We start from the raw sequence: 13,776 nt of genomic DNA on the forward strand, positions 1-13,776 counted from the left end.
CCCGGGCGGCACCCGCTCACTTGCCGGCCAGCAGCCGGGTGATCTCCAGCGGATCCTCGCCGAGCGCCATCAGCCGCTCACCGAGCCGCCTGATCTGCGCGTCCTTCTCGTTCTCGACGGCGGCCACATTGGCCAGCGCCGTGTGCGAGCCGTGGATGGCACCGCTCTCGTAGACGCGCCGCACGAAGTCGTCGGCGGCCGGCCTGGCGAGGTCCCCGGTGAGGGCCAGCAGCTCGTCCGTGTAGGCCTGTGCGGGATCGGATTCCATACGGCCATCAAACCGCCGCCGCTGTCCCCCCGCATCCGAGCCGGGCCCGACCTGATCCACCGGGCCGGCCCGGGCTGATCCGCAGGGCCGTCCCCGGCCCGGCGGCAACCGGATGAACGGCGCCACGACGGGCGAGCTGCTCCGGCCCCCCACGCCCCGGGAGTGCTCAGCTTGGCGGATGGATCTGGTCCATCTGAGACTGGTGGCGCCGCCCGCGCTCACCGGGCCGGCGCTCGCGCTGCTGACCGCCGACCGCCACGTCCTCAACCTCGCGGTGCTGGAATCCGCCGCCCGCGAGCCGGACGGCGACGTCCTGGAGTGCGACGTCGTGCGGGGCGCGGCGAACGCCCTGCTGCACCGCCTGCGCGGCCTCGGCATCGACCGGCAGGGGTCGATCGCGATCGAGGACGTCGAGCTGCTGCTTTCGCACCGCGCCGACCGGCTCGAAGCCACCGAGCCCCGCGTCCTCGCCCACGCGCCGCTGTGGGCCGCCGTCGAGGCCGGCATCCGCGCCGGCGGCACCTACCTGCCGTCCTTCTACCTGCTCCTGGTGATCGCCGGCCTGATCGGTGCGGTCGGCATCATGACCAACTCCCAGATCCTCATCGTGGCCGCGATGGTCGTCGGCCCCGAGTACGGCGCGATCACCAGCGTCGCCCTGGGCCTGGACCGCGGCCACCGGCGCCGGGTGGAGGAGGGCCTGCGCGCGCTGACGGTGGGCTTCCTGCTGGCCATCGTGGTCACCCTGCTCTTCGCCCTGCTGGCCCGGGCGGCCGGCCTGCAGTCCAAGGCCTTCCAGGCGGGGCTGCGGCCCGTCTCCAACCTGATCGACACCCCGAACCTGCTCTCCTTGGTGGTCGCCGTCCTCGCCGGAATCGTCGGGATCGTCTCCCTCGCCGAGGCCCGGCGCACTGCGCTGCTCGGCGTTTTCATCTCCGTGACCACGATCCCCGCCGCCTCGGACGTCGCCGTCTCGCTCGCCTTCGGCGACTGGCACGAGGCGTGGGGCTCGCTGCTCCAACTCCTGCTCAACGTGGTCGTCCTGGTGATCGTGGGCGTGCTGGTCCTGCGGGTGCAGCGCCGGATCTGGGCCCGGGTGACCCGCCGCGCCGCCGGTGCGGCCCCGGGCGGCCCCGCACCGTCCCGGCCCTGATGTGACCGCCCGTCATGCCGCGCGCGCCCCACGGCGCGCGGAGCGCCTCAGTCGGAGAACGTGAGCAGATCCCCGGGCTGGCAGTCCAGTTCGCGGCAGATCGCGGTGAGCGTGCTGAAGCGGATCGCCTTGGCCCGGTCGTTCTTCAGGATGGAGAGGTTGGCGACAGTCACGCCGACCCGGGCCGCCAGTTCGGCCAGCGTGATGCCGCGTTCGTCCAGCAGGCGGCCGAGGTGGCACGCGATCTGGTGCGGTTCCTCCGGTGGCATCAGACCAACCCTTCGGTGTCGGCGCGCAGGCGGGTGCCGGCACGGAACGCCCCGGCCGCGGCACCGACGAGGAGCGCCAGGAAGACGGGCTGGACGGCGAAGCCGTGGGCGGGCGTGATCGCGTCCGCCCACGGCAGTTCACGGGCCAGGAGGTTCGTCGTCATCATCTCAAGCAGCGGGACCACGGTTCCCAGCAGCACGAGGGCGGCGGCGACCGCGGTGAGGCGCCGGGTGTTCTGCGGCACGAAGAAGTCGCCGTCACGGAAGGTGCGGGCCACCCGGAGGAGGACCGTGAGCATCGCGATGACCAGCAGGCCGCTCACCACTGCGGGCAGGGCCAGGAGCAGCCGCTGGCCGAGGCCGGGGTCGGTGAAGGCCAGTTCGGCGTGGCCGGAGCCGCGGAGCGTCACGGCTCCGGCGGTCATGTCGCCCGCCAGCCGTGCGGCACCGTCGACCTGCACCTCGCGGGTGTCCCCCGGCCCGAACGGGGTGGAGACCCCCAGGACCGGCAGGAGGATCTCGACGATCCCCACCAGGAGGAGGGCCAACCCCAGGGCCAGCTCCAGGGTGTGGTCCGTCGCCCGCGTCCACCAGGACATCTCGTTCATGGTCGTTCCCCGTCTTCCGGTGCCAGAGGCATATCGTTTTTCGATGTTATCGAAAAACGATATGCCTGGCCAATCGGCCCGGTCCGCGGGGCCGGTGACGGGGTCGGTCACCCGCAGCAGGGCTTGCACTCCTTCACCTGGACGTCGTCGATGACCGGGCCGTAGGCCCCGGCGACGGTGCTGGTGAAGCCCAGGGTGGTGGACGTGCCCTGCGCGACGAAGGTGAACTGGCGTCCCACGTAGCCCATGGCGGCCCGGGTCCTGCCGGTGATGTCGAAGGAGAAGTCCTGGAAGGCCTGGCCGTCGATCAGCGCCCGGCCGGTCCGCAGGGCCGCCCCGCCGTCCGGGTTGCCGGCCAGCGTGTAGGTGACGGAGTAGGTGGTGCCCGGGACGGTGGTGAAGCTCTGGGCGACGGCGCCGCTGGTCGAGCCGTTGAGGTCCAGCGCCTGGTCGCCCTCGGCGGCCTGCCAGAAGCCGGCGCCGATCAGGTCGACGTTGCCGGCGGTGACCTTCCACGGGCCGATGCTCTGACCGGTGGTCAGATTGGTGAAGGCGTTCGCCGGGGCCTTGGGCGTCTCGAAGCTGCCGTCGTCGAAGTGGCTGAGGGCGCGGTGGCCGCCGGCGGCCTGGGCCGGGGCGGCCAGGGCGACGGTGGCGCCGGCGACGAGCAGGGCGGCGACGGCGATGCGGGTGCGCGAGAACGACATGGGTGGCCCTCCGGGGCTGGGGGTGGGATCAGTGGATGATCGGCTGTGCACAGAGCGTCTGCCGTCGCGGTGATCCCTGCCAAGGCCGGACGGGTGGCGCCCGGTGTTGCGCGCAGCCCGCGGGCGGGCTCTCGCGCGCCGGTTTCGACGGGTGCGGACCCGTCGCACCGGGCCTGCGGGCCGTTCCCGCACGGCCGGTTCGCCCCCGACCACCGTCAGCCGGCCGGCCCCGCCGGGGGAGTGGGCCGAGCCCCGCGCGCCCCTTGCCGCACCCGCGCACCCCGCCCGCCGCCCGGCCCGCAGCGGCCCGGCCGTCGCCGCCAGGCCCGGCGGACTGATGCTTCCTCAGATCCTCCGGTACTGCCAGAATCCGCAGGTGAACGACACGACTTACCGTCTCGGCCCCCAGCAGAAGCGGCGCCAGTGGATCAGCGGGGCGCTCTTCCTGGCCGGCTCGGCCTACCTGCTGCACCCCGTCCTCAGCGAGCCCGCGAACGAACGGGCCGTTCTGGTCGGGGGCCTGTTCGGCCCCCTGATGGCCGTCATCGGCACCGCCCACCTGCTCGCCCTGCGCACCAGCGTGAGCTTCGACGAGTGTGAGCTCCGCTGGAGCGCCGTCTGGAGCCGTCGCAAGCGGTTCGCCTGGTCGGACATCACGAAGGTCGAGGTGGTGAAGAAGAGCGAGCGCGCCAACGCCCCGGAGATCGTGCAGGTCACGCACCGGGCCCGCGGGGTGTACGACCTGCCGGTGCTGATGGGCCTGCAGGGCAGCTGGCGCGACCCCGCCTTCGAGGCCAGGACCGCCGAACTCGTCGCCGCCTGGCGCGCCGCGGCCGCGGCGGCGGTCGCGCAGTAGCGCCGCCCCCGGCCGGGCGGCGGGGCCGCCGGGGCGTCAGTCGCCGGGGTGGGCCATGGAGTCGATGGCGACGGTCGCGGCGAGGACGACCGTGTGGTCGGCTCCCTCGCCGATGCTCACCCCGTAGGTGTCCCGGATCCGGAACCACTTCTTCGACACTTCGGCGATCTTGTAGCCGTCGCGCTCGATGGTGTACTCGTGGTCGACGACGTTGCCCTCGACCTTCAGCTCCGGGCCGTCCTCCTGGTCGATGCTCCACCGGTTGCGCAGCGGGGTGATCAAGGCCTTCTTGACGGTCGCGACCCGGTGGCCCTCGGCGTCGTCGATCGCCATCGACTCCTTGATCCGCATGGGCCGGCTCTGGACGGTCGCGACCCGGTGGCCGTGCGAGTCCTCCAGGTCGAAGGTCCGGCGGGCGCGCAGCACCTTGCCGTCGACGCGGTAGACGTGCTCCCCGGAGTCGTCGTCGATCCAGTAGTCGTCCCCGATGGCGACCAGCTTCTGTCGCATGCGGTAGCGGGTGACCCCGTCACCGTGGTCGAAGGCGCGGTTGGCCTTCCGGCGGTCCCGGTCGAACATCGTTCCACGTCCCTTCGGGTCCCACCGCCTCCTCCGGCGGCGTTCCGGCGTCCGGCTGGCTGCCCCCCGGGCCTCTTCAAGTATGGGCCGCCCCTCACGCCCGGGCACGGGGGAGCCCTTCGCCCGCCCCGGCCGCCTGCGGGCGGTGCGGTCAGTGCGGGCGGCCGCGGGTTCGTGGAAACCTCATCGGCCCCCGGCCGCCGGCCCGGGGGCGGCGCAGGACTTCACCGGCTGCACAGTGCGCAGCTGGTCGAGCGGGACGGCGAGCTCACCGGCGGAGGACTTCAGCACCAGCACGTGGTCCAGGACCCGAACGGGCTCGCCGCATGCCGTGGCGCCGGTGCCGCCGTACTCGACCCGGAGCGCGGGGTCCTGCCGGGACGGCCCGTACCAGGTCGTCGCGACGGCGGCGACGAGCAGGGCGGAACAGACCGCGGTGGCGACGACCCCGCGCTTCAGGGCACGGGCGGAGGCGAGCGCCTCCAGGTGGTCGCGGACCTCGGCGGGCGGCAGGCCGTCCAGGGGAACCACACCGAAGCGGCCGTGCGCGGCCCGGAGCAGCAGGGCTGCGCCCACGGCACCGCCGAGCAGGGCGGCCAGCAGCAACAGGCCCACGGCCACGGCCCAGCCGGGGGCGAGTTCCCCGACGTCGGAGCGGCCCTTGACCAGGCCGAAGCCGACCAGGCCGGCGAGCAGCGCGGCCAGACCGTTGCGCCAGGCGAGGGCGGCGCCGCGGACGCGGGTCAGTTCGGTGCGCAGCAGGACCTCCTGCTGCTGCGCGCGGCGCAGGTCGGCGGGCGTCGCGGGCGGCCCGGGGGTGGGCCGGCGGGGTGGCGGCGGGGTCACAGGAGGAACTTCCAGTAGGCGCCGCAGCCGCGCCGGCCGGCGGGCCGTCCGGGGTGCTGGTGGTCCTCGCAGTTGCAGATGATCAGGACCGGGCCGGACGAGCCGCCGACGGCGCGGAACGCCTTGTCGAAGACCGGGACTTCGAGGAGGGCGCCGCAGCGCGGGCAGGGTCCGTTGACGGTCAGCGCGCCGTCGTCGTACGTGTGGACCTCGAAGGTGGTGGCGGCCGCGGCGTAGCCGGGTTCGGTGACGGGCTGGTACGGGAGGTTCGCCGGCGACATGGGTCACGGTCCTGTGTGGGTGAAGGGGGTCCAGAGGCTGGGCTCGTCGGGGTGCAGGGCCCGCAGTTCGAGCACGGCGGCGTGCAGCGCCCGTGCGGAGCCGTCGACGGCGAGCCCGTCGGGGCCGGCCAGGCCGGCGTAGACCCGTTCGGCGACGAACGCGGCCGCGGCGTCGGAGACCGACCACAGGGTGGCGAGGACGTGGCGGCAGCCGAGGTGGTGGAGGGCGGCGGCCAGGGTGATCGCCTCGTCGGCGAGGGCGAGGCCGCCGGTGGCGGTCTTGCAGGCGGACAGGAAGGCGAACTCGGCCTGGAAGCTGTCCGCGACCAGGTCGGCCACCGTGAGGGTGCCGTCGGCCAGCACCAGGCCGGCGTTCGAGGGCCGGTTCAGGTTCTGGAGGCCGTGACAGCTGAAGTGGAAGTACTGGTGCCCGGGCAGCCGGCTGCGGACGTGGGCCCTGGTGGCCTCGCCGTCGGTGAGGACGGTGCGGGCCTCCGGTTCGAACAGGCCTTCCAGCAGGGTGCGTTCGCGCTTCACGTTCGGCAGCGGGGCCTGCCCGGGCGTCTCCGGGAGCGTGACGGCGAGCATGCGCCGGCCGGTCGCCGGCCCGCGCCGGCGCGCGTGGTGGAGAGCCCGCAGGGACGGGGTGTAGGAGGGGACACAGAGGTCGAGCAGGCTGCCGCCGTCGGGGCCCGGACGCCCGGCGGCGTGCAGGGGGAGCAGGGTGAGCAGCCCGGACGGGCACCACCAGAGGCGGGGCGCCTTTCCGTCGGGCCGGGGCGACAGGTCCAGGGCCCTGACCACCGGCCCGGCGACGTGGTCCCAGAGCCAGCCCAGTGTCGTCCGGAGCGTCTTCTCCACGGCGGAGCGGCTCTCGGCGTAGGAGGCCTCGGCCGCGAGGTAGGCCTCGAAGGCCTCCGGCGGGGCGGTGCCCGTGGTCAGTTCCCGGCTCAGCTCCAGCAGCCGGCTCTGGGCCTCCTCCACCGCCTGGAGTGCCAGGAGGTAGTTCCGGGCGGTGTCGTTCACCCCGTTCCGGTCGGTGCCGGGCAGTTCGACCGCCCGGACTCCGGTGTCGGTGACGATCAGTGCGTGGCACCGGGACCGTCCGACGTTCACCAGGACGACCGGACCCTCGCCGGTCGGGCGCAGGTCGTCCAGGACCGGCGGACGCAGGAAGTCGTGCAGTCCGTCGACCTGGCGGACCTCGGTGAGCAACTGCTCCCATTCGGTTGCTGCGGCGAGCCGGTCGTCGAGCGATTCCGCCATGTGACCTCGCGATGCGTCGGAGAGCCAGTACAAAGGGAGGGTACGGCTTCGTTCGGTTCAGTGAGGCGGAAATCCTATGACGGACAACCGAGTTGGGGGCGTGGGCGGAAGCTCCGAGGACGAACGTTCCGAGGGCGGAGTCTCCGGGGGCGAACTCTCGGAGGACGGCCTCACGGAGGCCGAACGCCTCAACGACCTCGCCGCCGCCCACCTGGCGCGCTTCGAGCGGGAGGGCCATGACGAGGACCTGGAGCGCGCCGTCGTACTGCAGACGGCTGCCGCACAGCTGTGCGGTCCGGAGGAGCCGAGCTTCCCGCTGATCCAGGCCAACCTGGGCTACGTCCTCTGCACGTTCGAGGAGGCGGCCGAGGACGCCTCCGTGCTGCCGGCGGCCGCGGAGGCGGCCCGGCTTGCGGCGGGCGCGCTGGCCGACGACCGCCCGGAGGCGGAGCGCGTGCTGTCCACCGTGGTGTGGATTCTGCGGGTGTGTCTCGCCCGGCGGGTGGAACGACCGGTGCTGGAGGAGGCGTTGAAGGCCGTGCGCCGGGCGCTGGCGCTCGCGGACCCGGAGCACCGCAACCGCCGGCTGGAGATCCTCGCCGCGCTGCTGCGGACCGCCGTCGACCAGCTGGGCGACCATCGGCGAATCCCCGAACTGCTCTCGTGTCTGCGCGAGTTGGCGCAGTCGCCGGCAGTGGACCGGGCGTCGCGTCCCGCCCTCCTGGCCGAGCTCGCCTCGGTCCTGCGGGACCAGTACGACCGGACCTCCGAGGTCGGTGCGCTGGCGGAGGCCGTGTCCGCCGGGCGGGAACTGGCCGAGCTCCTGAGCGATGCCCGTACCCCCCGGCGCACCTACTACCTGAGCCTGCTCGGCGTCAATCTGCGTGACCTGTACCGGGCCACCGACGACCCGGACCGGCTGGCGGAGTCGGTGGAGGTCTGGCGCGAGGCCGTCGCGGTGGCGACTCCGGACGAGCTCGGGCTGTTCTTCCGGCCGGAGCTGGCCGTCCTGCTGCAGGAGCTGGGCGAACGGACCGGGGCGCCGCAGCTCCTGCGGGAGGCGGTGGACGTCCGCCGCGCCGTGGTGGATGCGGCCCCGGACGCCGACGCCCACGGATACCTGGGCGAGGCCCTGGCCGCCGCGGGCGATCCCGAGGCGACGGCCCGGTACCGCGAGGCCGTCCGCCTGAGCACGGACCCGGTCCGGCGCGCCCGCTGGGAGTCCGGCCTGAGCGAGGTCCTGGCCGCCGCCGGCGAGTCGGCCGAAGCGGTGGCCCTGGCACGAGCGGCGGCCGCGGGGTTCGCGGGCCACCCCGGTCAGGACGTGGCGTACCACCGGCTGGCCAACCGGCTGTGCGCGCTCGCCGGCGCCCAGGCCGATCCGGAGCTCATGGCCGAGGCGACCGCGGCGGCCCGCGCGCTGCTCGCCTGCGTGCCCGAAGGCTCTGCGGGGCGGGCCGGCGCGCTCCACGAGCTCGGGCAGCAGCTCTTCCTCCACTTCAAGCTGGTTCCGGACCGGCCGATCCTGGAGGAGGCGGTTACCCGGGGCCGGGAGGCCGTGGCCGCGGCCGGGGCCCCGGGGCCGGCGTCCGCGGTCTTCCACTGCGGGCTCGGCCGCTCCCTCCACCTGCTGGCGCGCTTCCTCCGGGACGGGGCCCTGCTGGCCGAGGCCGAGACCGAGCTCAGGACCGGCATCGCGGCGGCACCGGCCGACCACCGGCTGCTCCCGTCGTTCCGTGCGGATCTGGCCGAGGTGCTCCTGGCGCCGGCCGCGGGCACCCGGCCGGAGGAAGCGGCGGTCCGTGAATCGGTGGCGCTCGCCCGGGAGGCGGTCGCCGGCGGGGAGCAACGGGCACTGGCGATCCTCGCGCGGGCGCTGACGGCCCTGTACGAGGTGACCGACGATCCCGACGTCTGCGCGGAGGGCATCGCTTTCGCCGTCGAGGCCCTGCGCGCCGACGACGGCGAGCCACCCGCCTCGGCCAGGGCCCGTGTCGACCGGGGCGGACGGCTGATGGCCCTCGGAGACCTGCTGCGCGAACGGTACGCCCGGCTCGGGGAGCCCGCCGATCTCGACCGGGCCATCGACAGCTACACGGCGGCCCGCGCCCTGGTCCCGGCCGGGCACATCAGCCAGTCGCACCTCACGGCGACGCTCTGGGCCATGATCGGGCTCCGGTGGGGGAGGTCGGGCGGGGCCGAGGACGAGACGCTGATGATCCGCACCGGCCTGGACGCCGCCGCGACCGTCACGGACCCCCGCGTCGCCGGCCGGCTGCGCAGCCTGCTCGCCTTCGCCCTCCAGCACCGCAACCAGCGGACCGGCGACCCGGCCGATCTCGATGCCGCCGTCCGGCTCTGCCGGGACTTCCTCGCCGCGGAGGGCGCGGACGACGCCGACCGGATCCCCACCCGGGCACAGCTGTGCTATCTGCTGCGGGTCCGCTACAGCCGCAGCGGCGACCTGGCCGAACTCGACGAGGCCGTCGAGCACGGCCGGGCGGCCGTCGCCTCCGAGGGGGCGGACCCGGTCGAACTCGCCCTCTGGCGCTCGGACCTGAGCGCCGCCCTGCGCGAGCGTGCCGAGAGCACCAACAGTACGGAGGACATCGACGAGGCCGTCGAGTTCGGCCGCCTGGCGGCGGGCGGCGGGGCGAATCCGGGGGCGACCAGCCACTACGCCGGCGCACTGGCCCACCGGTTCCAGGCCCTCGGCGAGCTCGACGATCTCCACAAGGCCGTCCGGCTGAGCCGGACGGCGCTCCAACTCGCGCAGGCGGACGCCGGCGCCCACCTGTCCAACCTGGGCGCCAACCTGGCGCGCCGGGACACCGCGCTCGGCACCCGGGCCGATCTCGACGAGGCGATCGGCGTCTTCCGCGACGCGGTGGCCGCCACCGGTGAGCACCACCAGTCCCGTCCGAACCGGCTGTACAACCTGGCGGCGGCACTGTGCAAGCGGTACCAGGAGGACGGCGCCGAAGCGGACCTCGCCGAGTCCCGGGAGGCGGCGACCGCGGCCGCCGCCCTCGCCACCGAGGGCCACCCGGTCCGGGCGTACGTCCTGGACCTGCTGGGCCAGCTGTCCCGCCTGCGGTACCGGCGGCTGGGGGAGCCGGCCGATCTGGACCGGGCGGTCGGAGAGGGGCGAACCGCACGCGACGCCGCCGCCCGTCATCCGGCGCTGGGGGCGCTGGTCGGCAACCTGGCGTCCTACCTGCTGGACCGCTTCGAGCTGACCGGTTCGACGGCCGACCTCGACGAGGCGGTGTCGTCCTGCCGCACCGGGCTGCGAATGCGGGGCCAGCAGGCGGCGAACCTCGGGGTCGCCCTGGGCCGGGCGCTGGCCGCCAGGTTCGAGGCCATCGGCGACCCCGCCGACGCGCGGGAGGCCGTCGAGGTCAGGCGGGCCTTCGCGGAGGACCCGTCCGGCCGCACCGAGTCCCGGCTGGCCGCCGCCGTCGAGTGGGGCGGCTTCGCCCTGGACCACGGCCTCCCGGACGCCCTGCAGGCCTACCGCACCGCTGTCCCGCTCCAGCGGCTCGCGGTGTCGCTCGGGGCCGACCGGGCGGACCGGGAACGGATCCTGGCCCGCTGGCGCGGGCTGGCGGGCGACGCGGCGGAGGCCGCCCTGGCCGCAGACGACCCGGTGGTCGCCGTCGAGCTGCTGGAACAGGGCCGAGGCGTGCTCTGGTCCCAACTGCTCGACCTCCGCACGGACCTCGCCCAGGTCGAGCGGCGGGCGCCCGAACTGGTCCGCCGACTGGTCTCCGTCCGGAAGCGGATCGACCGGCAGGAGTGAGAGCGCCCACCGGGAAGGTCGGCCCCGCCGACAGCGGGGCAGGTCGGGCCCGAGGGTGGCCCCGGTTCCGGGCGGGGCTCCGCCCGGTCGGCGGAGTCGGTCGGGGGGATGGCTGCCGCGGACCCCTATGTTGGGTCGGTGACCACTTCTCCGGCCGCCCCGGCGGGTCGGCCCGCGCCTGCGAAGCGGCGCCGCGGCCGCCGGACGGACTACGCCGGCGCGGTGTACGGCTCCTTGCTCGCCGCGTCCGTCGTGGCGACCGCCGGTGCCGCCGGGAACTTCCCCCGCCTCCAGCTGATCGGCCTGCTGCTGGTCACGGGCGTGGTGTTCTGGGCGGCACACGTCTACGCGCTGGTCGCCGGCGAGCGGACCGTCGGCAGACCCGTCGACCGCCGGGAGGTGCGCAGGGTCGCCGGGCACGAGTGGTCCATCGTGGAGGCCGCCGTGCTGCCCGCGGTCGCGGTGGCGGTCAGTCCGCTGCTCGGCCTCGGTCTTCCCGGCACCGCCTGGCTGGCCCTCGGCGTCGCGGTGGCGCAGCAGGTCGCCTGGGCGACCCTCGGTGCGATCCGGGCCGGCGCGTCCCGCCGGATGGCGGTCGGCGAGGGCGTCGTCAACCTGCTGCTCGGCCTGATCATCGTGGCCGCCAAGGCGGCCCTGGGGCACTGACCCGCGCCGCCCCGGCCGGGGCGGCGCAGGCGGTGACGGACCCTCGGACGGAAGGCGGAAGGCGGAAGGCGATGGCGGACCACCGGCGCACGGTCGAGGTCGACGGTGCGCAGCTGTGCGCGGAGCTCCACGGCGATCCCGCCGATCCCGCCGTCCTGCTGATCCACGGCGCGGGGCACTGCCTGCTCAACTGGGCCGACGGCTTCGTGCGCCGGCTGGTCGCGGGCGGGCGGTGCGTCGTCCGCTACGACGCCCGCGACGCGGGCGCCTCGACGACCTTCCCGGTGGGCGCGCCGCCGTACGGCCTGCCCGACCTGGTGGAGGACGCCGCGACCCTGATCGACGCCCTCGGCCTGGGCGCGGCCCACGTCCTCGGCATGTCCCAGGGCGCCGCGGTCGGCCAGCTCCTGGCGCTCGACCACCCGGACCGGGTGGCCACCCTCGCCCTCGCCTCCGGCACGCCCGGCATCCCCGGCCGCGAGCAGCCGGACCTGCCGCCGGTGGCGGACCGGCTCGCCGCCTACTTCGCGCCGGCCGCGGACGGGGGCGGGGTCGACTGGTCGGACCGGGAGGCCGTCATCGACTCGATCGTCGAGGGCGAGCGCCCGTTCGCCGCCGTCTCGCGCCCGTTCGACGAGGACGGCGTGCGCCGGCTGGCCGCCCGGGTCGTCGACCACGCCCGCGACATCGCCGCGCAGTCGACCAATCCCTACCTGCTCGACGCCGGCAGCCCCTGGCGCCACCGGCTCGGCGCGATCACCGCGCCGACCCTGGTGCTGCACGGGCAGGAGGACCCGATGTTCCCCGTGGAGCACGGGCGCGCCCTGGCCGCGGAGATCCCCGGCGCCCGCCTCCTCGCCCTGCCGGGCACCGGCCACGAGGTCTTCCCCGAACACACCTGGGACACCGTCGTCCCCGCCCTCCTCGCCCATTCGGCCACACGCTCCTGAATCCGTCAGAACCTGTCGCCAACCCCGGTGACCTTCCATCGGGCGCGCGTTACGGCTTCTGGCGAAAGCACAACCGTCTATCCGTCGGGGGGGACTTCCATGCCCAGCACCCGCGCGACCCTGCTCGCCACCTGCCGCAGGCCTCCGGTTGCCTCCGGCTGCCTCAGCCGGCGAGGAAGGTGTGGGCCATGCGGGCGCGGTGGGGGGCGAGTTCGGCGTCGATGGCGGCGGACTCGGCGGGGGTGGCGGTGACGGCCGCCGGGACGGGAGGGCGCTGGGAGAGGAGGGCGATCCGCAGATGGGTCGGCGGGTGGGTCGCGTTCACGCAGTGGCCCTCGGCCCGGGAGCGGCGGACCAGCCGGTCGCGCTCCAGCGGCGGCAGGCCTGCCAGGTGGTCGCGCAGCTCCTGCCAGAGGAGGTCGGTGTCCGGCGTGGCCGCGGGCTCACGGCGGGTGGTCCGGGGGCGGGAATGGATCCTGGCGCGCACCCGCAGCACCGCCGTCCCCACCGCCTCGTCCAACAGCAGCGCCGTGAGCATCCCGCTCGCCGCCTCGCTGGAGGCGGCCCGGGCGGCGAGTTCGTCGGCGCGGTACTCGGCCTGCTGCCCGGCCCGGGCGGTGAGCCGGTGGAGCAGCAGGAGCACCCGCAGCAGCAGCCAGGAGACCACGTGGAGGACGGCGTTGCTGATGTAGTCGGCGAAGATGAACAGCAGGTTCATCGCCCCGACGCCGCCGCCTCCGGCGCGCCGGCGGGGCGCGGCGAGGTCGTACCAGTGCGCCAGGGTGCGGATGGCCGAGCCGAGCCAGAGGCCGCTGCGGTGGTCGCCGTTGATCCGGTGGGCGAGCTCGTGCCCCAGCATCGCGATCCGCTGCTGGTCGTCCATCGCCTCCCAGAGCGGCAGGCCGATGGTCAGGACGGACGTGCGGCGCAGCCCGACCACCCCCATGCTGGCGTTGAACTCCCCGTCGACCTGGATGACGTCGACCTTCGGTGCCCCGAGCTGCTCGGCGAGCCGGTCGGCCAGGCCGTGGAGGGCGGGGGCTTCGGCGCGGGTCAGCACCCCGGTGCCGCGCGGCGTCCGGCCGAGCCGGGGGCGCAGCAGGAACACGACCGCGAGGACGGCGGCGCCGAGGCAGCGCAGCGGGGTGTTGCCCGTGACGAGCAGCCAGATCCCCCAGCCTGCCAGCGCGGCGGTGCTGAGGTGGACGGCGGTGGCGACGGCGGAGGCGGCCAGCCAGTCCCGGCGGGTGGTGTCGGCCCGGCCGGCGGCGACCTCCTGGAAGAGCCGCTCGGTGCGCTCGGCCGCGGCCCGTTCGCGGGCGGCCGCCTTGGTGTCCTTGGCCGCCTGTTCGGCGGCCTCCTGCTCCGGTACGAGGTTCCACTCGCAGGTCGGGCACCAGACGGTGAAGCGCGGGTCGGGGTCGAGGGCCGCCGTGCAGTGGGGGCAGGCCTGCGGGCGGGCGGTGGTCGCGGTGGGGTTCGGCACGGCGGCCGATCATGCCACGCGGTCACGGCCGGGCGGAAG

At 74.9% G+C, this 13,776-nt stretch carries 14 protein-coding genes; 5 read left to right on the forward strand and 9 right to left on the reverse strand.

The features are described from left to right. Positions 1-16: 16 nt before the first annotated feature. On the reverse strand, positions 17-268 hold the full coding sequence (locus tag ACIPSC_RS21585) for a hypothetical protein (RefSeq protein WP_400827594.1): 252 nt from the start codon (positions 266-268) through the stop codon (positions 17-19). Between the two features lie 178 nt (positions 269-446). Here ACIPSC_RS21585 and ACIPSC_RS21590 point away from each other — a divergent pair, with 178 nt between their 5' ends. Next, on the forward strand, positions 447-1,421 hold the full coding sequence (locus tag ACIPSC_RS21590) for a DUF389 domain-containing protein (RefSeq protein ID WP_400827595.1): 975 nt from the start codon (positions 447-449) through the stop codon (positions 1,419-1,421). A 47-nt stretch (positions 1,422-1,468) separates the two neighbouring features. Here the strand turns inward: ACIPSC_RS21590 and ACIPSC_RS21595 are convergent, their stop codons facing one another. From ACIPSC_RS21595 to ACIPSC_RS21605, 3 genes are all read right to left on the reverse strand, one after another. After that, complete coding sequence (locus ACIPSC_RS21595) at positions 1,469-1,690, reverse strand: helix-turn-helix domain-containing protein (RefSeq protein ID WP_400827596.1); 222 nt, start codon at positions 1,688-1,690, stop codon at positions 1,469-1,471. Beyond that, positions 1,690-2,298 (reverse strand): DUF2975 domain-containing protein, encoded by a 609-nt coding sequence (locus ACIPSC_RS21600; RefSeq protein WP_400827597.1) that lies wholly within the window; start codon positions 2,296-2,298, stop codon positions 1,690-1,692. Before ACIPSC_RS21600 ends, ACIPSC_RS21595 begins: the two co-directional genes overlap by 1 nt. A 107-nt stretch (positions 2,299-2,405) precedes the next feature. Then, positions 2,406-3,005: a choice-of-anchor C family protein gene (locus tag ACIPSC_RS21605; protein WP_400827598.1), complete on the reverse strand. Its 600-nt coding sequence runs from the start codon at positions 3,003-3,005 to the stop codon at positions 2,406-2,408. A gap of 376 nt (positions 3,006-3,381) precedes the next feature. Between ACIPSC_RS21605 and ACIPSC_RS21610 the strand changes: the two genes are divergently transcribed. After that, complete coding sequence (locus ACIPSC_RS21610) at positions 3,382-3,861, forward strand: hypothetical protein (RefSeq protein ID WP_400827599.1); 480 nt, start codon at positions 3,382-3,384, stop codon at positions 3,859-3,861. Between the two features lie 36 nt (positions 3,862-3,897). Here ACIPSC_RS21610 and ACIPSC_RS21615 read toward each other — a convergent pair whose 3' ends face one another. The 4 genes from ACIPSC_RS21615 to ACIPSC_RS21630 all read right to left on the reverse strand — a co-directional run bounded on the left by ACIPSC_RS21615 (position 3,898) and on the right by ACIPSC_RS21630 (position 6,833). Further along, entirely contained in the window at positions 3,898-4,440 is a 543-nt protein-coding gene (locus ACIPSC_RS21615) for an LURP-one-related/scramblase family protein (protein WP_400827601.1), read from the reverse strand. A gap of 183 nt (positions 4,441-4,623) precedes the next feature. Beyond that, complete coding sequence (locus ACIPSC_RS21620) at positions 4,624-5,286, reverse strand: hypothetical protein (RefSeq protein ID WP_400827603.1); 663 nt, start codon at positions 5,284-5,286, stop codon at positions 4,624-4,626. Beyond that, on the reverse strand, positions 5,283-5,567 hold the full coding sequence (locus ACIPSC_RS21625; protein WP_400827604.1) for a hypothetical protein: 285 nt from the start codon (positions 5,565-5,567) through the stop codon (positions 5,283-5,285). The genes ACIPSC_RS21620 and ACIPSC_RS21625 overlap by 4 nt, the downstream gene beginning before the upstream one ends. 3 nt (positions 5,568-5,570) lie before the next feature. Next, positions 5,571-6,833 (reverse strand): CHAT domain-containing protein, encoded by a 1,263-nt coding sequence (locus ACIPSC_RS21630; RefSeq protein WP_400827605.1) that lies wholly within the window; start codon positions 6,831-6,833, stop codon positions 5,571-5,573. Between the two features lie 76 nt (positions 6,834-6,909). Here ACIPSC_RS21630 and ACIPSC_RS21635 point away from each other — a divergent pair, with 76 nt between their 5' ends. The 3 genes from ACIPSC_RS21635 (at position 6,910) to ACIPSC_RS21645 (ending at position 12,251) form a co-directional block, all read left to right on the forward strand. Next, a complete protein-coding gene (locus ACIPSC_RS21635) occupies positions 6,910-10,635 on the forward strand; it encodes a hypothetical protein (protein WP_400827606.1) in 3,726 nt (1,241 codons plus the stop codon). A gap of 108 nt (positions 10,636-10,743) precedes the next feature. Continuing rightward, entirely contained in the window at positions 10,744-11,301 is a 558-nt protein-coding gene (locus ACIPSC_RS21640) for a hypothetical protein (RefSeq protein WP_400827608.1), read from the forward strand. A 71-nt stretch (positions 11,302-11,372) separates the two neighbouring features. Then, positions 11,373-12,251, forward strand: coding sequence for an alpha/beta fold hydrolase (locus ACIPSC_RS21645; RefSeq protein ID WP_400827610.1), 879 nt, complete (start codon positions 11,373-11,375; stop codon positions 12,249-12,251). Between the two features lie 163 nt (positions 12,252-12,414). Here ACIPSC_RS21645 and ACIPSC_RS21650 read toward each other — a convergent pair whose 3' ends face one another. Next, complete coding sequence (locus tag ACIPSC_RS21650) at positions 12,415-13,737, reverse strand: M48 family metallopeptidase (RefSeq protein ID WP_400827611.1); 1,323 nt, start codon at positions 13,735-13,737, stop codon at positions 12,415-12,417. Positions 13,738-13,776 lie beyond the last annotated feature (39 nt).

The organism is Kitasatospora sp. NPDC090091 (assembly GCF_044747365.1).
Classification (GTDB): Bacteria; Actinomycetota; Actinomycetes; order Streptomycetales; family Streptomycetaceae; genus Kitasatospora.